Raw genomic sequence first — 20,044 nt, forward strand, 5'->3', positions numbered from 1 at the left:
TGTGGTGAGCGAGCTGACTCACCTGAACCCTGAGGGTGTCGCGCCGGGGAACGGGTACAGCCATGTGGTGAGCGGGCCCGGGCGGTGGGTGGCGATCTCTGGGCAGGTCGCCTTTGATGCTGAAGGCAAGCTTGTTGGGGAGGGCGACGCCGGTGCGCAGGCGCAGCAGGTGTTCGCCAATCTGGAGCGATGCCTGAAGGCGGCGGGGGCGACGTTCGCGGATGTGCTGAAGCTCAACTTCTTCGTCACCGATGTGGCGTATCTGCCGGCGATCAGGGTGGCGCGGGACGCGTACGTCGACACGGCCAAGCCGCCGGCCAGTACTGCGGTGCAGGTGGTCGCGCTGTTCCGTCCGGATGTGCTGCTCGAGGTTGAGGCGTACGCGGTCGTCTAGCGGAGTTGGTCGATGGCCAGGCGGGCTGCTTCGCCGATGGCGGCGTCCACGCGGGGGAGTCGATGGTCGCCGCGGGCCGCGTGGGTGAAGACGGCGATGGCGTAGGCGTCGCCGGCCGGCATCACGATGACGCCTACCTCGTGGCGTAGGGCGCCGAAGGTTCCTGTTTTGCCGGCTACGCGTACGCCGTCGTACGGGAAGCCGGAGGCTAGGCGTTGGGTGAAGACCTGTTGCTGCATGAGGGTCTTGGCGAATGCCGTCTGCGCGTCGGACAGCAGGCGTCCGGACCACAGGTCGGCCAGTAGCGTCGTCATGTCTCTGGCGGAGCTCGCGGCCATGCCGGCGGCGTCGTACACGCCCACTGGGTCGGTCTGGTCGTTGTCAGCCAGTACTGCGAACGCGGCGTCGACGTCGCTCGCGCCTGTTCTTCGTCGCAGCTCGTTGAGGTTGCTGGCGGCGCCACGGCGTACCTGGGTGTGCTGTAGGCCGAAGGACTGCAGTAGCTGGGCCAGGCGATCCACGCCGACCTGGTTGAGCAGGGCGTCGGCGGCGGCGTTGTCGGAGACGGCCATCATCATCACCGCTAGATCGCGCAGGGACATCGTCACTGGGTCGCGGAGGATCGACAGGCCGGTGGCGCCGGGGATGCGGTCGGCTGGGTTGAGCGTCAGCTGTTCGCGTGGGTCGAGCTCACCGGTGTCGACCAGATGGCAGAAGGCGACCAGTAGCGGGAGCTTGTAGACCGAGGCGATCGGTACGACGACGTCCGGGTCTAGGTCGACGGACTGCTCCGGGTGGTCGATCGAGACCGCATGCAACCACCCACGTGCCCCGGCGTCATCGAAGGTCGCCCTGATGCGCGCGGTCATGGTGTCGCCAGGGCTTGGGTCAGGTGGGGTATCGCTTCGGGTGGGAGGGAGGTTGGGGTGCCGGGGTGGGGCCAGACGAGGCGGAGGCGGACTGGGAGTGGGTCGTCGGCTAGGCGGTGTCTGCCTATGCCTGTGGCTTGGAGGGAGTCGTCTGGGGTGATGAGGATTGCTTGGGCGGCTGCGGCCATTGCTAGGGCTGCTCGGTCGTCGGTGACGACTACCGTGCCGCCGGCTGGGCGGTGGAGGGCGAGGGTGTCCAGGAAGAGGTCTCTGGCTGCAGGGGCTTCCGCACGCGGGCGCACTGCGATCGGTAGTCCGTCCAGCTTGCGCAGCGGTAGCGGCTGACCGTCGTCCGGGTGGAGGGACGTTGGTACTAGGGCCCAAGTCCTCAGCAGAGTCACTGGGCCAGCCTGGAGGCCATCGAGGACTGCTGGATGCAGTACTACGGCCAGGCCGAGCCGGCCGGACGATACCTGGCTGACCAGAGCACTGGTCGGCGCGGAGACGGCTGTCACCCGGCTACCGGGCACTGCCTCACCACATGCCGCAGCAACCGCAGCACCAACAGACGCGGGCACCTCAGGAGCCAGCCCGAGTCGAATCTCCGGGCCCTCCGGATCCTGAGCGACCGCCGCATGGTGGAACTCGTCGATCGCTCCCAGCGCCCGCCGGGCATACGGCAGCAGCGCCGCCCCGGCTGCTGTGAGCTCCACCCGCCCGAGCCCGCGCTCGAACAGCTTGGCCCCGACCATCGCCTCCAACCGCCGAAGCCCCTGTGAGAGCGGCGGCTGGGTGATCCCCACCACCCGCGCGGCATCCCCGAAGTGCTGCTCGTCGGCCAGCGCGACAAAGATCTGCAGATACCGCTCAGTCAGCATGACCCACCTGACCTGCACCGATATCCCCAGCAGATCGCCTCATATGTAAGAGCATATTCGACACGCCTCGACCTGGTCGCCTTGACTGACGACCCGAGCCGGCCCTCCGGGCCGGCAGCTGAACCGAAGGAGCAGGCGTGGCTTCAGGTCGTGATGGGGTCGTGGGACGACGAGGACTGCTGGTGGGGACGGCAGCTGCCGCTGCCGGCACCGCAGGTGTGGTCGGGTGGCGTGGCGCCAACGCCTCCACCGCCGAAACCACCCAGCCCGCGGGGCTGGGCGGGGAGCGGGAGCCGGTGACGCTTACGTGGTGGGGGAATCATGCTTGGGAGATCAGGTGTGGGCAGCGGGTCGTGCTGACTGATCCCTGGTTGACCAGGTTCAAGACGGGCACGTACAGCGCCGAGGGGGCTGATCCGGGGACTCGGGTGGTCAGTGAGCCTGCGGTGGTTGATCGGTACGTGAGTACGGCGGATGCGGTGCTGGTGCATCACGGGCACTACGACCACATCCCCGATGTGCCCTATGTTGCCCGCAAAACCGGGGCGACGGTGTTGGGGAACGAGTCGCATCTCAACCTGCTCAGGGCGATGCGGGCGCCGGGCGATCAGCTGTCGCAGGTGAGTGGTGGGGAGTACCTGCCGTTCGACGGGTTCACCGTCGAGGTGTTCCGGTCGGTGCATTCGTGTGGTGGGAAGCGGCATCAGTTCGCGTTCCCGGGGACTCGGCCGGGTGTTGTGCCGCCGAGGCCGCGGACGATCGCGGATCTGGTCGAGGGCGGGACGCTCGCGTACGTGATCACGATCGGTGGGTTGCGGATCCTCAGCCTCAGTACTGCGGGCTTCGACGCCAACGAACTGCGTGACCTGCAGGTGGATGTCGTGCTCGCGGCGCCGGGTGGGGAGCCGGGGGTGACCGATCGGTTGCTGCAGACGATCAAGCCGGTGAAGACGGTGATCGCCACCCACTGGGACGACTTCGATCAGCCACTGGACAAGCCGGCGGTCGACTGGGGCGGCCTCACCAAGCTCCGCACCTCAGTCGAAACCGCCGGCTCAACCTTCGTCACCGTCGACCACCTGAAGTCCATCACCCTCTGACGCACCGGGCTCGGTGCGCTCTGGGCTACTGGCCGATGGTGTTCAGTTCGGCGATCGCGTCCTCGGGCAGGACGAGGGAGGCGGCGGCGAAGTTTTCGCGGAGGTGCGCCACGGAGGACGTACCTGGGATGAGCGCCATCGTCGACGAGCGCTGCAGTAGCCAGGCCAGGGCGACCTGCTGGGCACTGGCTCCGACGCGGGTAGCGACCTTCGTCAGCGTCTCCGACTCGAGCGGGCTGAAGCCGCCGAGCGGGAAGAAGGACGCGTACGCGATCCCCTCGGCCGCGCACCGGTCGACAAGGGCGTCGTCGGAGCGCTTGGCCAGGTTGTAGAGGTTCTGGACCGTGACGACCGGAGCGATCGCCTGTGCCTCGGTGAGTTGCGTCGCCGAGACACCGCTCAGCCCCAGGTGCTTGATCAGCCCCTCCTGTTGCAGCTCGGCCAGTGCCGTGAACGCCGGGGCGATCGAGCCGTCGCTGACCTCCTCGTGCCCGGGCGCGCGGAGGTTGACGACGTCCAGTACGTCCAGCCCGAGGTGCTCGAGGTTCTCCCGGACCTGGGCCTTGAGGTCCTCGGGCTCCTGCGACGGGTTCCAGCTCCCATCGGCGCCGCGCCGGGCCCCTACCTTGGTGACGATGTGCAGGTCAGCGGCGTACGGGTGCAGGGCTTCCTTGATCAGCTCGTTGGTGACCACCGGGCCGTAGAAGTCGCTGGTGTCGATGTGGTTGATGCCCAGCTCGACGGCAGTACGCAGTACGGCGATCGCCTCGTCATGGTTCTTCGGCGGACCGAAGACGCCGGGCCCGGCCAGTTGCATGGCGCCGTAGCCCATCCGGCTGATGGTGAGATCGTCCGCAAGCGTGAGAGCCCCGCCGGGAAGGTTTGTAGTCATACTCCGACCTTCGCTCGCCAGAGCCCGACCACGGGATGCCCCCGTTGTCCTGGGACTCTCAGGGCTAGGCAAGCGCAGTACCAGCCGCAGCGGGCGCCAAGCGATACCCAGCGTGCGCCGAGAACTCCGCAGCCAGGGCAAACCGGTCACCCCGTACTACGGTGTGCCGCCACTCGATCTTGCGTCCCTGGGCGTGCCCTAGCCGGTTGATCGAGAAGGCCGCCGCATCGGCCGGGCAGTGCAGCAGTGCTCGCTCTGCCGGCGTCGGGTTGACTGCCCTGATGTCCTCCCGGCCATGGTCGAGCCGTAGCCCGGTGCGCTCGGCCAACTCGTTGTAGAGGCTCGTATGGCTGAAGTCGGCGTCCAGTAGTCCCTCGGCCAGGGATGCGGGCAGCCATACGCGGTCCAGCGCCAGCGGCTCGTCCCCTGCGAACCGCACCCGCTCCAGGTAGACCAGCGGGATCGACGCCTCCAGGTCCAGTCGACTGGCGATCACCCCGTCCGCACGGACGTCGAGAGCCCGTACGACGCTGTGCTGCGGCAGCCCAGATGCCTCGACCGAGGAAAACAGGCTGTAGAGCGCACCCATCGGCTGCCGGATCTCCGGCGACGTGGCGACCCGCGGCTGGCGGCCACGCTCGGCCACGATCAGCCCGTCCGCCCGGAGCTTGCCGAGCGCTTGGCGGACGGTGTGCCGGCTCACCTGGTACTCCTCCACCAGCGCGAGCTCGCCCGGGAACAGGTCGTCGAACTCGCCGGCCCGCAGGCGGCGTACCAGTTCCTGCTGCAGCTGCTTCCACAGCGGTTGCCCACCGCTGCGATCCAGCTTGCGCTCGCTCATCCGGACCTCTCCGTCGACGCCGTCTTGCCAAATGTCCGGTCATCTCCTAACTTAAATGTACGCACATTTCTGTCAGGAGGGCCGCTCGTGGTGCACGTTGAGGTTAGGTCACCGGCTGTTGCTGGGACCGGACCCGGCGCGAAGCCACACTTCATCGAGCGGGTTCCTGGGTTGTTGGTGGTGCTCGCGCTGGCTGCTGCTGCCGTGCCGCTGGGGCGATTGGTGCCGGTGATCGGTGGACCGGTCTTCGGGATCGTGCTCGGGGTGCTGGCTGGTGTGCTGGTGCCGGCGCTGCGGGGGTCTTGGGCCCGGCCGGGGTATGAGTTCGCGTCGAAGACGTTGCTGCAGCTGTCGATCGTGGTGCTGGGGACCGGGTTGTCGCTTCAGCAGGTCGTGAAGGTCGGCGCTGAGTCGCTGCCGGTGATGCTGGGGACGTTGACGGTCGCTTTGGGTGGCGCGTGGTTGTTCGGGCGGCTGCTCGGAGTACGCGGCGATACCCAGACGCTGATCGGGGTCGGTACTGCGATTTGCGGCGCCTCGGCGATTGCCGCCGCCACCGCCGCGATCGGGGCGAAGCGCTCGTCCGTCGCCTACGCGCTGGCGACGATCTTCACCTTCAACGTCGTCGCAGTACTCGCCTTTCCGCCGCTCGGCCACCTCCTCGGCCTCGACGCCCAAGCCTTCGGCCTCTGGGCCGGTACCGCCATCAACGACACCTCCTCGGTAGTAGCCGCCGGCTACACCTACTCCCAGGCGGCCGGCGACCAGGCGCTCGTCGTCAAGCTCACCCGTTCCTTGATGCTCATCCCCATCGTCATCGGCCTGGTCATCCTGAAGTCGAGGCGAGAAGCACGCTCTGCCACTGCAGCTGCCAAGGCGAACTCCACTGGCGCAGCAAGCGAGGTGGGGGAGGGGGCCGCCGCCCTGCCGTGGCGGCGGATGGTGCCGTTGTTCCTCATCGGGTTCATCGTGGCTGCTGGGCTGCGGAGCGCGGGGGTGGTGCCGGAAGCGTGGCAGGAGAGCTTGTCTTTGGTGGGGACCTTCCTGATCACCTCCGCGCTGGTGGCGATCGGGCTGTCGATGCGGCCGAGTGAGTTGCGGAAGGCCGGCTGGCGTCCATTGGCGCTGGGGGCGTTGTTGTGGGCCTCCATAGCACTGAGCAGCTTGGGGCTGCAACTGCTCACCGGCACGTTGTGAAATAAGAAACCTGGAATACCAAATCTCGGGACAGGGCTAGTAAATGTCCCTTCCTAAGTCTTATCTTGCAGAAAGACGGCGCCCCCCGTCATGAACGCAAGGAGCTAACCATGGTGGAAACAACCCAGCGCGAAACCTGGATCGCCCCGGACTTCCTCGAGTTCGAGACTCCGACCGAAGTCACCTCCTACGCGGCGCGGATCGACTGACACACCGCTGAACGGGGGCCTGCGTCGCAGGCCCCCGTTTTCCGTGATTTCCCCTGAACAAGTTCCGTCACAAGGCATTCCACCCTGCCCGGGTTCCATTTGTGACGTTCAATTGTGAGGCGGAGGCCGTCGTGTCCACGTTGAATGCAGAAGAATTCACCGCAGCATTACGCGGGCTGTCCTACCGGTACTGGGGAACGCACCCCTTCCACCGGCGGCTGCACGCCGGCGACCTGGACGAGCGGGAGCTGCGGCTGTGGGCCGCCAACCGCTGGTACTACCAGAGCATGATCCCGCAGAAGGACGCGGCGATCATCAGCAACTGCCCGCTGCCGCACGTCCGCCGCCAGTGGATCGCCCGCATCGCCTACCACGACGGCACGGCAGGCAAGGACGGCAAGGACGGCGGACTCGAGCGCTGGCTGCGGCTCTGCGAGGCGGTCGGTCTCACCCGCGAAGAAGTGCTCGACGAGCGTCACCTCGCCCCCGGCGTCCGGTTCGCCGTCGACGCCTACGTCAGCTTCGCCCGGACCAAGCCCTGGGTGGAGGCCGTCGCCTCCGGCCTGACCGAGATGTTCTCCGGCCACCTGATGAAGCAACGCGTCGTCGACATGCTCACCGCGTACGAGTGGATCCGCGCCGAGGACCTCGCCTACTTCACCAACCGCATCGACGCGGTCTCCGGCGAAGGCCAGGCGACCCTCGACCTGGTCGTCGAGCACTGCACGACCCGCGAGCAACAGGACAAAGCGATCGCCGCGCTCTCCTTCAAGTGCGACGTCCTGTGGTCCATGCTCGACGCGATCGAACGAGCGGCGGCGAAGCAATGAAACCGCGCCTCAAACGAGGCGTCCGCCTGACCTACGACCACACCCGGGACATCCAGGTTCTCCTGTACCCCGAAGGCGTGCTCGTCCCCAACCCGACAGCCACTGCGATCCTCCAGCTGTGCGACGGCGAGGCTGACATAGCCGCCATCACCCTTGCCCTGAGCAACCAGTACGACGGTGTGAAAGCCGAGCAAGTCGTCGACGTACTCACCCGGCTCGCCGATCGACAGGTGGTGGAGTGGTCATGACGGAGGCACCCCTCGGGCTCACGGCGGAGCTGACCCACCGCTGCCCGCTGCACTGCCCGTACTGCTCCAACCCGCTCGAACTCCTCCAGCGCGACCAGGAGCTCAAAACCGAGCAGTGGAAGGACATCCTCACCCAGGCGCGCGAGCTAGGCGTCCTCCAGGTCCACTTCTCCGGCGGCGAACCGCTAGGCCGCCCGGACCTTCCCGAACTCATCGAGCACACCGCCAACCTCGGCGCCTACGTCAACCTCGTCACCAGTGGCCTCGGCCTCACCGAGAGTCGCCTCGACACGCTCGTCGACAAAGGCCTGTCGCACATCCAGCTCTCGGTCCAGGCCGCCGACGCCGAGCGGGCGAACAAGATCGCCGGTACCCGCGCCCATCACCACAAGATCGTCGCCGCCGAGCTGATCAAGCGCACCGGCCTGCCGCTCAGCGTCAACGTCGTGCTCCATCGCGCCAACCACGACCAGCTCGAAGGCATCATCGCGCTCGCCGAGCAGATGGGCGCCGACCGGCTGGAGCTGGCCAACACCCAGTACTACGGCTGGGCCCTGCGCAACCGCGACCAGCTGATGCCGACGCGAGAGCAGCTAGAAAAGGCGCAACCCGTAGTACGGGCCGCGATCGATCGGCTGAAGGGCAAGATGCAGGTCATCTATGTCGTCGCGGACTACTACGAGGAATATCCGAAGCCGTGCATGTACGGCTGGGGTGCTCGTCAGTTGACGATCGCACCGGATGGGACGGTACTTCCGTGTCCGGCCGCGAGTGCGATCGAGACCCTCGACCTCGACAACGCGACGAGCAAGTCGCTGCACGAGATCTGGTACGGCTCGGAGTCGTTCAACGCGTATCGCGGTGAGGACTGGATGAGCGACACCTGCCGGAGCTGCGACCGGCGTGGACTCGATCACGGTGGTTGCCGCTGTCAGGCATTCCTGCTGACCGGCGACGGAGCCGCGACCGACCCGGTCTGCAAGAAGTCACCCGACCGCGGGCTGGTCGACCTGATCCTCGAGGCGCCGGCTAAGCCAGGCCTGCAGTTCGAGATGCGCCGATGAAGGCGATCCTGCTCGGGACCGCCGCCGGTGGAGGCTTCCCGCAATGGAACTGTGCCTGCCCGACCTGCTCCGACCCCGGCCTGCTGCCCCGGACGCAGGACGGTCTCGCGATCAGTGCTGATGGCAACGACTGGTACCTGGTGAACGCGTCGCCCGACATCCGCGCTCAGATCCTCGCCACCAAAGAGCTTCGAGCCGGACCGGGGCCCCGGGAGACCCCGATCAAGGGGGTCTTCCTGACCGATGCCGAGCTGGATCACACGCTCGGCCTGATGATGCTGCGTGAGGGCGCCGGCCTCGAAGTGCATGCGCCGCCGGCTGTCCTGCAAGCGCTCAGAGACGACTTCGCGGTACGCCCGATGGTGAGCAAGTATGGTGCTTGGACCTGGTCGACGCTCGGCGCCGATCAGTACCTGGCGGGCCTCCGCGTCAAGGTGCTTGCCATTAGCAACAAGCGTCCGAAGTACGTGACCAGCGCGACGGGCGATCCGTGGGTGGTCGCGTACCGGTTCGAGGATCCCGCGACCGGGGGAGTGCTCGTCTACGCGCCTTGCCTGGCGAGCTGGCCGGACGGGTTCGACGAGTTCGTGGACGGTGCCGCGTACGTAGTACTGGATGGCACTTTCCATGATGGTGGGGAGATGTCGGACAAGGCCGATGCGACGGACAAGGCGCAGAGCGTGATGGGGCATCTGCCGATCGAGGCCAGCCTCGAACGCATCCGCAAACTCAGCGCCGCCCAACCCGGCACGGCCTGGGCCTACACACATCTCAACAACACCAACCCCGCCCTGGACAAGGCGACTTCGCAGTACGCCGGAATCCGGGCGGCAGGCGTCAAGGTCCCACCCGACGGGACCGTCCTCGCCCTCTAACTGCCTCTCCCCTCACCTCACCCCACCCCTCACCCCACCCGCCGACCCAGCCCACCGCTTTGGGGGCGAGCCCACAAGTAGTGGGCTTGAACACCCAGCGGTGACCTTGAACAAGAAATACCGTGTTCAAGCCCACCCGTTCCTGTTCAAGCCCACCACTTCGTGTCCGAGCCCACTACTTGTGGGCTCGCCCCCAAAGCGGTGGGCTTGGACAGGGTGTGCGCTGTTCAAGCCCACCGTTTGATGTTCAAGCCCACCAGTGGTGGCTTGCGGCGGTGCGTGGTGGGGTGGGTGGGTTAGTGCTCGTACGCCGCGGCGCGGACCTGGACGGCCTTGATGCGGGGGACGTCCAGCTTCGTGCTGCGGTCGAACCGGTAGATGCCGTTCTCCTCCTGGAAGACGTCGGTCAACTGCGTGTAGCAGTAGCCGAACATCAGCGGGTTGTCGAGCAGTACGCCGACCAGCCCGGCGAACCGGTCATAGAAGTCGGCCTCGTCCTTGACCCGCTGGCCGTAACCCCACGAATCGGCGGAATTGCCGGTGGCTGTCGCCGCCTCCGGGTTCCACCAGATCCCGCCGAACTCGCTGCAGAAGTACGGCTGCCCGTTGTACTCCTGCGAGATCGCCCGCCCCTCCGGACCGGTGTTCCCGTACGGCGAACCGTCGGCGAGCCCGGCCATCTGCTTCCCGAACTCGACCGGGTCCTGCTCATAGTTGTGCGAATCCCAGACATCGGTCTCCGGCACGCGATGCGAGTAGCCCGACGTGTCGAGCACCGGCCGGGTCGAGTCGGCCGCCTTGGTCGCCAGGAACATCGCGCGCATCACGTCGTCGAGCTGGGTGATCCTGTCGTGCAGCAACTGATGCGTCTCGTTGAGCGGGCACCAGCCGACGATCGACGGGTGGTTGTAGTCGCGCTCGACGGCCTCCAGCCACTGCGTCACGAAGGACGCGGTCGGCTGCTGGTTGTCGTCACCGGTGCCGGCGACGCCCGCACCCCAGTCGCCGAACTCGCCCCAGACCAGGTAGCCGAGACGGTCCGCGTGGTAGAGGAATCGCTCCTCGAACACCTTCTGGTGCAGGCGTGCGCCGTTGAATCCGGCGGCCAGGCTCAGCTCGATGTCGGCGACGAGCGCTTCCTCGGACGGCGCCGTCATCAGGCTCTCGGGCCAGTAGCCCTGGTCCAGGACGAGTCGCTGGAAGACGTGCTTGCCGTTGATCAGGACGGCCTGGCCGTTGATCGACACGGATCGCAAGCCGGCGTAGCTGTCGGCCGCGTCGGCGAGGTTGCCGTCGGCATCGATCAGCTCCAGGCGGACGTCGTACAGGTGGGGATCGGTGGTGTCCCAGAGCCTCACCCGATCAGCCGGTACCGCGAGCACGAGTCGCGGGGCGAGATCGAGATCCGCGCGGACCTCCGCCGCCGCGACTTCGCCCGCGGCATCGGACAGTACGGCGCGGACCTTCCAGCCGGGTTTGTTGGCGGAGAGCGGCACCGACACGTGGAAGCAGGAGCCCGCTACGTCGGGGGTGATCCGCGGCCGGTTCAGATGGACAGACGGGACGGCCTCCAGCCAGACGGTCTGCCAGATGCCGGTGGTCCGGGTGTAGTGGCAATCGGCGTTGAAGTACGGCTGGGACTGCTTGCCACGCGCCTGTACGCCGTATCGGCTGTCGCGCGCGCGGACGACGATCGTTGCGTCCTCACCGGGAGCCGCGACGGCGCTGAGCGAGGCGCTGAACGGGGTGAAGCCGCCGCGGTGGCGGGCCACCTCGACGCCGTTGACCCAGACGGTCGCGTCGTGGTCGACGGCCTGGAAGTGCAGGACCGCGTCGTTGCCGGCCCAGTCGGCGGGGATCGTCACCGTGGTCCGGTACCAGACCGCCTCGAGGAAGTCGACGTTCTCGATCCCGGACAGCCGCGACTCCGGGGCGAACGGCACGGTGATGCGTTGCAGCAGGTCGCGCTCGCGGACTCCGCGTTCCAGTCCGGAATCGGACCGGTCGAGTTCGAACTGCCACTCCCCGTTGAGGTTGAGCCAGTCGGGGCGGGTGAACTGCGGCCGTGGATGCTCGGGGCGGGGTTGCTGGGCAGTGGGCATCGAGGGCTCCCAGGGCTGGAGGGATGCGGTCGCTGATGAGCGTACAACGTTGTAATAGGCGTGGGCAACGAACGGGCAGAGAGCGCTCAGATGTGCAACAAGCTGCAATTCTGGTTGAAAGGTTGACCGCAGCGAACTATTTGGGGGCCTTAAGCATCATGCTGGTGGAAGCGGCGTGGGGGAGATGGCGAGGAGATGAGTGACGACTGAGCGCACAGCCGAGGTGCGGCGGCTGCGGGTGCGGGTACCGCAGGCCGACCTCGACTCGCTGTACCGGCGGTTGCGGACGTTCCGGGACAGTGGCGACTACATCGCCGCCGGGCTCGACCGGATCGTGCCGGCCGCCTACGCCGACGACCTGGTCGACTACTGGGTCAACGGCTACGACTGGCGCGCTCACGAGAACAGGCTCAACACCTACGACCACTACAGCACCGAGATCGCTGGACAGTTCGTGCACTTCCTGCACCTGCGATCGGCGAACCCGGATGCTCAGCCGGTACTCCTGACGCATGCCTGGCCGAGTGGCGTGATGGACGCGCTCTCTACTGCTCTTCCGTACGAGGCGCAGGGTCGCTATCACCTCGTCATCCCGTCTATCGCGTGGACGGCGCTGGCAGGCTTCGGTGAGGGGTCCACTAGTCGGCGTACGGCGGCCGGGTGGGATGAGCTGATGTGCCGGCTCGGGTACCACGACTACCGCGTGGGTGACGACCGCGACGGGTTGAGTGCGACACCGGCGTACACGGAGGTCACCGAGACGCAGGCCGAGCGGCGCGGGCTGGATCCGGTGGAGCTCGCCGAGGTCCGCTGGTTCAACGAGAACCTCACTGCCTTCAGTGAGCGGCAGCAGATCTCATCGCTGGTGCTCAGTACTGCCCTACATGCCTGGCATGCGCAGTTGGTCGACCTGCTGGTCGATCGGGACGAGATCCTCACTGGGCTGACCCTGGCGTGGTTCGCTGCTCATCTACCCACCGAGTAGGCGGTTGCCGTTCTCCCAGCAGACAGCTCGTAGCCAGTCGTCGCCTAGGTCGAGTTGCTCCAGGGCTTCTAGCTGTACTGCGTACTGGTACGGGATGTTGGGGAAGTCGGAGCCCAGGACCACCCGGTCCTGGAGTGCGGCGTAGCGGGGGAGCAGGTCGCGGGGAAAGGGCGCCAGTGCCTCGGTGAACGGGGTGCAGGCCATCGTGGTGTCTAGGTGGACGTTGGGGTAGGTCTCGGTGAGCTGTAGATGCTCGGCGTACTCCGGCATGCCCAGGTGGGCGATGACCGCGGTGAGGCGGGGGTGCTTGCGTAGTACGTCGCCCATCGGGCCGGGGCCGGTGTGGCGGCCGGGGATCGGGCCGGAGCCGCAGTGGACGACCACTGGTACGCCGGACTCGGCCAGCTGGCCCCATACCGCGTCTAGCTCGTCGTCACGCGGGTCGTAGTCGCCTACCTGGACATGCACCTTGAAGATCTTGGTGCCTTCGTCGAGGGCTTCCTTCACGTACTGCGCTGCGCCGGGCTCCGGGTAGAAGGTGCCGCTCGAGACGCAGCCGGGAGTGGTCGCTGCGAAGTCGCGTGCCCAGGTGTTGAGGGACGCGGCCATGTCGGGCTTGTGCGGGTAGACGAGTGCGGGGAACCGGCGTACGCCGAGGTCCTGCAGGGTCTGGAGTCGCTCGGCTACCGGCGTGCGGTAGGTGACCGGCCAGGGGGTGCCGTAGTGGGTCGCTGCCTGGTCGAAGTAGCTCCAGACGGCATCCATCACCCGGTCCGGCAGGAAGTGCACATGCACGTCCACCAGCCCGTCGAGCCCCAGCCGCTGCCACCACCCAGGTACCTCGTCGTCACGCACCCCGCCACCCTACTTCTGCCGGTACTTGCAATAGCTACGTAACTACGTACTATCCACAATGTGGAGAACCCTGTGGATAACCGGCTCACAGAGCTGGAACGGCGCGTGGCTGCGCTGGAATCCGAGGGGTTGTCCACACGGGGCGCAGAGGTGGCCGAGGACTGGGCGGGGTTCGCCGGGGCGTTGGCTGCGCTCGGGAGTCCGGTGCGGCTGAGGCTGTTGCAGGAGATCGTCCAGGGGAGGAACACCGTCAATGCGTTGAGCGAGGTCGACGGGCTGGGGACCAGCGGGCAGATCTATCACCACCTGCGGCAACTGACGGCTGAGGGCTGGCTCCACAGTCCTAGTCGCGGTACCTTCTCCGTCCCGCCACCACGCGTGGTCGCCCTTTTGGCAATCCTGGAAGCCCTGCAGAGGTAAGCCTTGAAAGTGGTTGCGATAGTGGTCGCGCTTGCAGTTGTGGCCGGAGGCTGGCTGGTTCGGCCGCGGACGATCGAGCTGGAGCCGAACCGGACAGGTGACAACAAACTCCAGACGTACATCGATCAGCACTACACCGGCGCCGGCCATCGCCTCGAAGTCGTTGTCATCGGCGACAACTCGCTGACCTTCGCCGGGCGGGGTGCCAACGAGCACAGTGAGTTCGAGATCGGGTCGCTCAGCAAGTGCTTCACCGGACTGCTGCTGGCAAACTCCATCCACCACGGTGAGGTGAAGCTCGACGACCAGGTCGGCACACTCCTCCCACTGCAAGGCGCCGAGGTCTCCACCGCGACTCTCGAAGACCTCGCCACCCACTACTCCGGTCTCCCGCGTACGTCGACCAAACCTCTCGACGTAGCGCGCGGCCTGCTCACCACCCTCGACGCGGGCAACCCCTACCCGTACACCGTCGACGACGTGATGAGCCAGGCGAAGGCCGACGCGGGTGGCCGCGGCGAACCGGCGTACTCGAATGTCGGCGCGGCCCTGCTGGGCCAAGCCCTGGCACGCAGGGCCGGCATGAGCTTCCCGGACTTCCTGCGCGAGCGCCTCCTGAAGCCACTCGACCTGGCCGAAACCCACGTGCCGACGACGATCGACGACGCGGCCCCACCCGGCTACAGCTCCGGGGGACGCAAGGAGGAGCCGTGGATCCAGGACGGCTACGCCCCGGCCGGCGGCATCGTCTCCAGTGCAGGCGACCTCTCGCTGCTGGCCCAGTCGTTGCTACGAGGCAACGGAGTCGAAGCTCTGGCGCCGAGACGTGACTTCGAGGAGGGCGACCGGATCGGCTACTTCTGGCTGACGAGTCCGTTGACCGGCACCGACCGCCAGATGGTCTGGCACAACGGTGGTACCGGCGGTTACCGCTCGTTCGTCGGCCTCGACCTGGAGAAGAAGCGAGCTGTCGTGGTGCTGTCCGACGTGGCCGCCGATGTCGACGAGTTCGCCACCAAGCTCCTGGCGGACCAGTCGTGAAGTACTACGCCATCGCCCTGGCCGTGGGCTATCCGCTGCTCGCACTCTGGCAGATCCGCGCCAGGAAGCTCCGCGACCGCCTGGACCTGCTCATCATCCTCGTGGCCGGCATCCTCTTCCTGCTGCTCTCCCGGACCATCACCAACTGGCAACACGTCCCATCCTGGCTCTGGCTCGTCGGCCTGGCCCTGCTGGCCGCAGCCACGGCGTACTCCGGCTGGGCCTGGCCAGGCCTCCCCTGGCTCAGACCCGCCCGCCCCCGCCGCCGCGCAATCTCCGCAGCCACCCAACTGATCATTGCCGCGACGCTGGTCGCACTACTCGTCTGACGGCGGCTACTTCGCCTGGTCGCTCACCCAGAGGCCGGTGAGGCCGCGGAAGTGGGCCAGGAACTTCTCCTGCTCGTGGGCCGGGTAGGTGGCGGCGACCGTCTCGCGCAGGATGCGGTCGAAGTCGTCGCCGGAGACCCAGTCGACCAGCTTCGCGTCGAAATCGGTCAGGTTCTCGGCACACCACTCGTGGTACTTCGCGGTCTCGAAGTACTCGTCGGCCAGCGCGAGGTAGCCCGCCAGCTTGGCGTCGTAGTCGAGCGAGTCGTCGTCGGCGATCGCGAAGTACCGCTCGGTGTGCAGGTCGACCTTGGTCCGCCGGCCGGTCGCCAGCGAGAACACCGACCACTTCACCAGCGCGCTGATCGCCCACGGGAAGTAGTAGTGCAGCGAGGTGATCGCGACGTCGGGGCAGGCGTTCGCATAGTCGATCGGGTGCACCGAGTCGCCGGCCACCAGCATCTCGCAGGAGTTGAACTCCCAGCCGAAGAAGGCGTTCACGATCCGGCTGATCGCGACCGCCTGATGACCGGCCGACGGGCTGAGGAAGTCGTGCGACACGGCGTACCGGTTGTGCATCGGCTCGTCCGGGCGGAAGTCCATCACCATCGTCTCGGCGCCGATCGACAGCGCCCGGGCGAACTTCTCGTACTCGACCGTGGCCTGCAGGTGCATCAGCATCTCGCCGGACTCGTCGTACGCGGTGTGCAGGTCGTCGCGGTTGTTGATCCGGGAGACGCCGCGCCAGCCGCCGCCGTCGAAGGGCTTCATGTACATCGGGTAGCCGAGGTCGTCGGCGATCGCGTCCAGGTCGAACGGCTTGTTGTACTTCTCCGACGTGTACGCCCAGCGCACGTTGTCGACCGGGTTCTTGAACGGCACCAGCACGGTCCGCGGGATCTTCAGGCCGAGCCGCAGCATCGCGCAGTACGCGCTGTGCTTCTCCATCGCCTGGAAGGTGAACGGCGAGTTGAGCAGGTAGGTGCCGTTCATCAGCGCGGCCTTCTTCAGCCACTCGCGCGGGTGGTAGTACCAGTAGGCGAGCCGGTCGATCACCAGCTCGACCCGGACCGGGTCGTTCAGGTCGAACGGCTCGATGGTCAGTCGTTCGGTGCCGAACTCGTGGGTCCGGTCGCCGGTCTTGACCGGGCCGACGCGCTGCAGCAGCGCCTCGAACGCCTGCGGCCAGTCCTCCTCGGCGCCGAGCAACAACCCGATCAAGTGCTGAGAGCGGTCAGCCATCTTCAAGCTCCTTAGACGAATCGGGGCAGGTGGTGGGCGAGCTGCTTGCGCCACCAAGGCCAGTCGTGGGCTACGTCGTGTCCCCAGAGGTCCAGCTCATGGGGAATGCCTTTGGCAGCGAGTACTGCAGCGGTGGCGCGCGCGGAAGGCAGCGAACCGGTCGGGTGGGTCTCCCAGTCGCCCTGGCCGACCGTGAGCACCAGGAAGAGCCGCTGGCGCAGCCACTCGAGGTGGTCGCCCTCCAGGTTGGGCAGGTAGTCGGCGGGGTTGTTGAAGTACGTCGCGTCGCCGCGCTCGCCCCAGGCGTGCCAGCTGGCCGCGTCGTAGTTGCCCGACTGGCAGATCGCGATCGGGAACAGGTCTGCCCGCTTCACCGCGAAGTTGAGCGCATGGAAGGCTCCGAGGCTGCAGCCGGTGGTGATGATGTCGCTGGCGCCCGGGGTGTCGCTGCCGATCGCCGGTACTACGTGGTCGAGGATCCACGACTCGTAGAGCCCATGCCGTCGCGCGCGCTCCTCCAGCGGGATGCTGCGATCGGACCAGCTCACATGGTCGTACGAATCGACGCAGTACAGCTTGACCCGGCCGGCCTCGATCAGGTCGGCCACTGCTCCGACCATCCCGTTGTTCTCGTAGTCCCAGGCCCGGCCCTGCTCACTGGGGAACACCAGCACCGGGCGACCGTAGTGCCCGTAGCGGATCAGCGTGCCGGGCCTATCCAGCCCTGGTGCATCCAGCTCAACTTGCTCGCGCTCCATGTGGCCTCACCCCTGTCCTAGTGTCCCGGTCGCCACCCTGCCATGTCTTTACCTCGCTCGCTTCGTCCCAGCGCGTCCTGCCACCGGACCGAGGACAGCGACGATTACAGCGAGTACTGCGACCCCACCCAATGCCGTGGGCAACGACCATGCACTCGACACCGCACCCACAGCGGCAGGGCCGAGCAGGAAGCCGAGGTAGGCGATCGTGGTGACAGTGGAGATGGCGCTGGCCCGCCGCTCAGGCCCGGCCCAGGCACCGGCCATACCGATGATGGTTGGCGCACAGACCGAAGTACCCAGACCTGCGATCGCTATGCCGACGAGTGCGAGCCAGGGGCTGCCAGCTGCCGCCGCCAACCCGCTGCCGAGGGCTGCGATGACGCCACCGGCTACGAGGAGTTGCGTGGGCTTGAGTTGACGGAGGAGGACGTTGCCGGTGAGTCGTCCAGTCGCTGCAGCGGCTGCGAAGACGGCTGGTGCGCTCGAGGCGAGAGCAGGTGCTGCGCCGAGGGTGGTGTCGAGGTGTACCGCGCTCCAGCTCTGCCAGGCGTTCTCGACCACGTAGGCGAGCGCGCAGAGTCCGCCGAAGATCAGTAGCGCCGGTTCGAGCCGGCGAGGCGCCTTCTCCTTCACTACCGGCTTGATCCGCGTCGAGCCGGGCGCGAGGACCAGAGCTACAACCAGAGCGACTAGGACGAACACCCCGCCGAGCACCGGCAGTGCACCGGCTCCGGCGGCGCGGAGGCCCGCAGTACCGAGGCTGGCGACGACTACCGCGATGGAGAAGAGCCCGTGGGCCAGGTTCATCAGTGGCTTGCCGCTGGCGGCCTCGGCGGAGGAGCCGGTCGCATTGATGGCTACGTCGGTTGCGCCCGAGGTGGCGCCGAGCAGGAAGAGTGCACTGCCCAGGGCGACCGCTGAGCCGGCCAGCGCGGGTAGTACGCCACAGGCGGCGAACAGTAGGACGGCGACGGGCAGCACTACACCGCCGTACCGGTCTATGAGGTAGCCGGTGAAGCGCATGGAGAAGAGGGCGCCCAGGCCGACGCACAGCAGCGCAGCACCGAGTTGGGCGTCGGTGACGCCGGCTTCGGCCTTCACCGCGGGGAGGGCCGCTCCCCACGCACCCCAGAAGAGACCGAAGGCGCCGAATCCCGCGAGTGTTTTGAGCACCCGCTCGAGCCTATGCCCAGACGCGGTTGAGCAGCTCGGTCAGGCAGGGGTCGAGGACGTCGCGCCAGGCGGTGAAGTTGTGCATGTCGGGGGTTTCGTCGAAGGCGACGTGGAGGCCGAGCTTGGCGAGGTGGGCGGCCATCACGCGGTTGTTGTGCACGTTCTCCTCGGGCGTGCCGGCCGTCATCGAGATGGCCGGGCTGCTCGGGAAGGCGGTCGCCTCGAGCACCTCGTTCACGAAGCCGGTGACCTCGGCGTAGTACTCGAACCGGGCTTCCTGGGGGTCCGTGTCGAGGGTGAAGAAGGAGCCGGACTGGAGGAAGAGCCCGGCGAAGGTGCCGGGGTGGTGCCATTCGGCGTACAGGGCGGCGAGCGCGCCGAGGCTTGCGCCCATCAGGACCGGCTTCTTGCTCCGGTACGACGACGTGACCGCCGGCAGCACGCTTTGCGTCAGGGCTTCGGCGTACGCCGGATTGGCGGCGTACCAGAGGTTGCGTGACGTCGGCCGGATCAGGGCGAGACGCAACGGTGGCAGCGTGCCGTCGGCAACCATGGCGCCGACGTAATGGGTCAGGCCGGCGTACGCGGCGAACTCGGGCCCGTCGTGGGCCAGCAGCAACGGCAGCTCGAAGCCCGGCGCGATCCCGTCCGGCGACCAGACGGTCACGTCGATCGGGCCGACCGGAGTCGGGTCGACACCCAGCGGAGTCAGGGTCGACGCGATCGGCTCGATCGTGATCCAGTCGGGCTCGAGGTACCCGGGCAGCGGCAGCCAGGAGTGCTCGCCGAACGCGCCGCCGACGACCCGCGGGTTGGTCGGGTCGGTCCGCATGCCGCTGCCGGCGATGTCGAACAGGTACTCCATCCGGTGCACCGAGGGGCGCGGCAGCCGCAGTTCCCAGCCGTAGTCGACCGGCTTGAACTCAAGCTGCTCGGCGGCCAGCCCGAGCTCTTCCCACAGCCGCACGCCGGTCAGCGCATGCGACGGGTCGCCGAGGCGGAACACCACTTCAGCGCCTTCGACCGCGCTCACGATTGCTTCGGGCATCAGACCACGGTACGGCCTTCCGGCGCCGGAATCGTCCGGTATGGGCACCTGCCGGGCCCGATATAGGCACCTCGGTACCGATGCGGACGCTGGGAAAGCGCCGGAAAGTGATGCTGACAACATCTGATCTCTGGAGTGAGCTGCGATGACATCGACCGAACTGGCGGCCAAGGAAGTCGCGATCGAGTCACTCATGGTGATGGCGAGCGGATCGCCGGCGGACTTCCGTTCGCTGTTCCATCCCGACGCGACCAATCGGATGGCAGTGGACGAGCCACTCGCTTGCCGTGGCCGCGGCCCGGAGGCCTACTACGCGACCGCTGAGTGGCTGCGCGGCGCGTACGCCGACCTCGGCTGGACGGTCGAGGACGCCGTGGTGGAAGGCGACCTGGTCGTCCTGCACGCGACGATGTCGGGCCGGCATACGGGCCCCTTCGTCACGTACGACGAGAACGGGCGGGCGGCGCAGGCGTTCCCACCCACCGGGAAGAGCTTTGCCGTGACCCAGACGCACTGGTTCCGGCTGGCCGACGGCAAGGTGATCGAGCACTGGGCCAACCGCGACGACCTCGGCCAGGCGATGCAACTCGGCTGGATCCCGCCGACCCCGGTCTTCCTGATCCGCATGCTCCTGGCCCTCCGCAAGGCCCGCCGCTCCTGAACCGTCCGCCGCCGCAGTCATCCCGCGCAA

At 67.2% G+C, this 20,044-nt stretch carries 23 protein-coding genes; 13 read left to right on the top strand and 10 right to left on the bottom strand.

The window, feature by feature from the left end; all coding sequences use genetic code 11:
• Positions 1–4 precede the first annotated feature (4 nt).
• Complete coding sequence (locus tag ABD768_RS27570; RefSeq protein ID WP_344845435.1) at positions 5–394, top strand: RidA family protein; 390 nt, start codon at positions 5–7, stop codon at positions 392–394.
• Here the strand turns inward: ABD768_RS27570 and ABD768_RS27575 are convergent.
• The gene (locus ABD768_RS27575) at positions 391–1,263 is read right to left on the bottom strand and encodes a serine hydrolase (RefSeq protein ID WP_343970310.1); all 873 of its coding nucleotides are present in this window, start codon (positions 1,261–1,263) and stop codon (positions 391–393) included. The two genes, ABD768_RS27570 and ABD768_RS27575, sit on opposite strands and share 4 nt — an antisense overlap.
• The gene (locus ABD768_RS27580; RefSeq protein ID WP_344845439.1) at positions 1,260–2,141 is read right to left on the bottom strand and encodes a LysR family transcriptional regulator; all 882 of its coding nucleotides are present in this window, start codon (positions 2,139–2,141) and stop codon (positions 1,260–1,262) included. The genes ABD768_RS27575 and ABD768_RS27580 overlap by 4 nt, the downstream gene beginning before the upstream one ends.
• A 137-nt stretch (positions 2,142–2,278) precedes the next feature.
• On the opposite strand from ABD768_RS27580, the gene ABD768_RS27585 reads away from it, so the two are divergent.
• A complete protein-coding gene (locus tag ABD768_RS27585; protein ID WP_344845441.1) occupies positions 2,279–3,241 on the top strand; it encodes an MBL fold metallo-hydrolase in 963 nt (320 codons plus the stop codon).
• Positions 3,242–3,266: 25 nt separating this feature from the next.
• Here ABD768_RS27585 and ABD768_RS27590 read toward each other — a convergent pair whose 3' ends face one another.
• Together ABD768_RS27590 and ABD768_RS27595 are read right to left on the bottom strand one after the other, a co-directional pair.
• Positions 3,267–4,133, bottom strand: coding sequence for an oxidoreductase (locus ABD768_RS27590; RefSeq protein WP_344845443.1), 867 nt, complete (start codon positions 4,131–4,133; stop codon positions 3,267–3,269).
• 64 nt (positions 4,134–4,197) lie between these two features.
• The gene (locus ABD768_RS27595) at positions 4,198–4,974 is read right to left on the bottom strand and encodes a GntR family transcriptional regulator (RefSeq protein ID WP_344845446.1); all 777 of its coding nucleotides are present in this window, start codon (positions 4,972–4,974) and stop codon (positions 4,198–4,200) included.
• A gap of 90 nt (positions 4,975–5,064) precedes the next feature.
• Here ABD768_RS27595 and ABD768_RS27600 point away from each other — a divergent pair, with 90 nt between their 5' ends.
• The 6 genes from ABD768_RS27600 to pqqB all read left to right on the top strand — a co-directional run bounded on the left by ABD768_RS27600 (position 5,065) and on the right by pqqB (position 9,397).
• Positions 5,065–6,171, top strand: a complete 1,107-nt coding sequence (locus tag ABD768_RS27600; RefSeq protein ID WP_344845448.1) for a YeiH family protein — start codon at positions 5,065–5,067, stop codon at positions 6,169–6,171.
• 110 nt (positions 6,172–6,281) lie between these two features.
• Positions 6,282–6,380: a pyrroloquinoline quinone precursor peptide PqqA gene (pqqA, locus tag ABD768_RS27605; RefSeq protein WP_343970293.1), complete on the top strand. Its 99-nt coding sequence runs from the start codon at positions 6,282–6,284 to the stop codon at positions 6,378–6,380.
• 131 nt (positions 6,381–6,511) lie between these two features.
• On the top strand, positions 6,512–7,210 hold the full coding sequence (pqqC, locus tag ABD768_RS27610; protein ID WP_344845451.1) for a pyrroloquinoline-quinone synthase PqqC: 699 nt from the start codon (positions 6,512–6,514) through the stop codon (positions 7,208–7,210).
• Positions 7,207–7,458 carry a pyrroloquinoline quinone biosynthesis peptide chaperone PqqD gene (pqqD, locus tag ABD768_RS27615; protein WP_344845453.1) on the top strand — a complete coding sequence of 84 codons (252 nt, stop codon included), beginning with the start codon at positions 7,207–7,209 and terminating at the stop codon, positions 7,456–7,458. The genes pqqC and pqqD overlap by 4 nt, the downstream gene beginning before the upstream one ends.
• Positions 7,455–8,522, top strand: a complete 1,068-nt coding sequence (gene pqqE / locus ABD768_RS27620; protein WP_344845456.1) for a pyrroloquinoline quinone biosynthesis protein PqqE — start codon at positions 7,455–7,457, stop codon at positions 8,520–8,522. Before pqqD ends, pqqE begins: the two co-directional genes overlap by 4 nt.
• Positions 8,519–9,397: a pyrroloquinoline quinone biosynthesis protein PqqB gene (gene pqqB / locus ABD768_RS27625; protein ID WP_344845458.1), complete on the top strand. Its 879-nt coding sequence runs from the start codon at positions 8,519–8,521 to the stop codon at positions 9,395–9,397. The genes pqqE and pqqB overlap by 4 nt, the downstream gene beginning before the upstream one ends.
• A gap of 296 nt (positions 9,398–9,693) precedes the next feature.
• Here the strand turns inward: pqqB and ABD768_RS27630 are convergent, their stop codons facing one another.
• On the bottom strand, positions 9,694–11,499 hold the full coding sequence (locus ABD768_RS27630) for a glycoside hydrolase family 2 protein (RefSeq protein WP_344845461.1): 1,806 nt from the start codon (positions 11,497–11,499) through the stop codon (positions 9,694–9,696).
• A gap of 199 nt (positions 11,500–11,698) precedes the next feature.
• Between ABD768_RS27630 and ABD768_RS27635 the strand changes: the two genes are divergently transcribed.
• Complete coding sequence (locus ABD768_RS27635) at positions 11,699–12,484, top strand: epoxide hydrolase N-terminal domain-containing protein (protein WP_344845464.1); 786 nt, start codon at positions 11,699–11,701, stop codon at positions 12,482–12,484.
• Here ABD768_RS27635 and ABD768_RS27640 read toward each other — a convergent pair.
• The gene (locus tag ABD768_RS27640; RefSeq protein WP_344845467.1) at positions 12,470–13,339 is read right to left on the bottom strand and encodes an amidohydrolase family protein; all 870 of its coding nucleotides are present in this window, start codon (positions 13,337–13,339) and stop codon (positions 12,470–12,472) included. The two genes, ABD768_RS27635 and ABD768_RS27640, sit on opposite strands and share 15 nt — an antisense overlap.
• A 60-nt stretch (positions 13,340–13,399) precedes the next feature.
• Here ABD768_RS27640 and ABD768_RS27645 point away from each other — a divergent pair, with 60 nt between their 5' ends.
• Genes ABD768_RS27645 through ABD768_RS27655 form a run of 3 tightly spaced genes read left to right on the top strand, consistent with a single transcriptional unit; the run spans position 13,400 to position 15,129 of the window.
• The gene (locus tag ABD768_RS27645) at positions 13,400–13,759 is read left to right on the top strand and encodes an ArsR family transcriptional regulator (protein ID WP_344845470.1); all 360 of its coding nucleotides are present in this window, start codon (positions 13,400–13,402) and stop codon (positions 13,757–13,759) included.
• A gap of 9 nt (positions 13,760–13,768) precedes the next feature.
• Positions 13,769–14,800, top strand: a complete 1,032-nt coding sequence (locus tag ABD768_RS27650) for a serine hydrolase domain-containing protein (protein ID WP_343970268.1) — start codon at positions 13,769–13,771, stop codon at positions 14,798–14,800.
• The gene (locus tag ABD768_RS27655; protein ID WP_344845473.1) at positions 14,797–15,129 is read left to right on the top strand and encodes a hypothetical protein; all 333 of its coding nucleotides are present in this window, start codon (positions 14,797–14,799) and stop codon (positions 15,127–15,129) included. Before ABD768_RS27650 ends, ABD768_RS27655 begins: the two co-directional genes overlap by 4 nt.
• Positions 15,130–15,135: 6 nt before the next feature.
• Here the strand turns inward: ABD768_RS27655 and ABD768_RS27660 are convergent, their stop codons facing one another.
• From ABD768_RS27660 to ABD768_RS27675, 4 genes are read right to left on the bottom strand one after another with little or no spacing between them, the layout of a single operon-like run.
• Positions 15,136–16,371 (bottom strand): ATP-grasp domain-containing protein, encoded by a 1,236-nt coding sequence (locus ABD768_RS27660; RefSeq protein ID WP_344845476.1) that lies wholly within the window; start codon positions 16,369–16,371, stop codon positions 15,136–15,138.
• 11 nt (positions 16,372–16,382) lie between these two features.
• A complete protein-coding gene (locus ABD768_RS27665) occupies positions 16,383–17,129 on the bottom strand; it encodes an esterase family protein (RefSeq protein ID WP_343970259.1) in 747 nt (248 codons plus the stop codon).
• 48 nt (positions 17,130–17,177) lie between these two features.
• A complete protein-coding gene (locus ABD768_RS27670) occupies positions 17,178–18,305 on the bottom strand; it encodes an MFS transporter (RefSeq protein ID WP_344845479.1) in 1,128 nt (375 codons plus the stop codon).
• Positions 18,306–18,315: 10 nt separating this feature from the next.
• A complete protein-coding gene (locus tag ABD768_RS27675) occupies positions 18,316–19,353 on the bottom strand; it encodes an alpha/beta hydrolase (protein WP_344845481.1) in 1,038 nt (345 codons plus the stop codon).
• Between the two features lie 145 nt (positions 19,354–19,498).
• Between ABD768_RS27675 and ABD768_RS27680 the strand changes: the two genes are divergently transcribed.
• Positions 19,499–20,014, top strand: a complete 516-nt coding sequence (locus ABD768_RS27680; RefSeq protein WP_344845483.1) for an ester cyclase — start codon at positions 19,499–19,501, stop codon at positions 20,012–20,014.
• Positions 20,015–20,044: the final 30 nt, after the last annotated feature.

Source organism: Kribbella ginsengisoli (genome assembly GCF_039537185.1).
Lineage (GTDB): Bacteria > Actinomycetota > Actinomycetes > Propionibacteriales > Kribbellaceae > Kribbella > Kribbella koreensis.

Coding starts and splice junctions, on each gene's coding strand:
- ABD768_RS27575 (WP_343970310.1), bottom strand. CDS start 1,263: ATGACCGCGCGCATCAGGGCGACCTTCGATGACGCCGGGGCACGTGGG.
- ABD768_RS27580 (WP_344845439.1), bottom strand. CDS start 2,141: ATGCTGACTGAGCGGTATCTGCAGATCTTTGTCGCGCTGGCCGACGAG.
- ABD768_RS27590 (WP_344845443.1), bottom strand. CDS start 4,133: ATGACTACAAACCTTCCCGGCGGGGCTCTCACGCTTGCGGACGATCTC.
- ABD768_RS27595 (WP_344845446.1), bottom strand. CDS start 4,974: ATGAGCGAGCGCAAGCTGGATCGCAGCGGTGGGCAACCGCTGTGGAAG.
- pqqA (WP_343970293.1), top strand. CDS start 6,282: ATGGTGGAAACAACCCAGCGCGAAACCTGGATCGCCCCGGACTTCCTC.
- pqqD (WP_344845453.1), top strand. CDS start 7,207: ATGAAACCGCGCCTCAAACGAGGCGTCCGCCTGACCTACGACCACACC.
- pqqE (WP_344845456.1), top strand. CDS start 7,455: ATGACGGAGGCACCCCTCGGGCTCACGGCGGAGCTGACCCACCGCTGC.
- pqqB (WP_344845458.1), top strand. CDS start 8,519: ATGAAGGCGATCCTGCTCGGGACCGCCGCCGGTGGAGGCTTCCCGCAA.
- ABD768_RS27630 (WP_344845461.1), bottom strand. CDS start 11,499: ATGCCCACTGCCCAGCAACCCCGCCCCGAGCATCCACGGCCGCAGTTC.
- ABD768_RS27660 (WP_344845476.1), bottom strand. CDS start 16,371: ATGGCTGACCGCTCTCAGCACTTGATCGGGTTGTTGCTCGGCGCCGAG.
- ABD768_RS27665 (WP_343970259.1), bottom strand. CDS start 17,129: ATGGAGCGCGAGCAAGTTGAGCTGGATGCACCAGGGCTGGATAGGCCC.
- ABD768_RS27675 (WP_344845481.1), bottom strand. CDS start 19,353: ATGCCCGAAGCAATCGTGAGCGCGGTCGAAGGCGCTGAAGTGGTGTTC.
- ABD768_RS27680 (WP_344845483.1), top strand. CDS start 19,499: ATGACATCGACCGAACTGGCGGCCAAGGAAGTCGCGATCGAGTCACTC.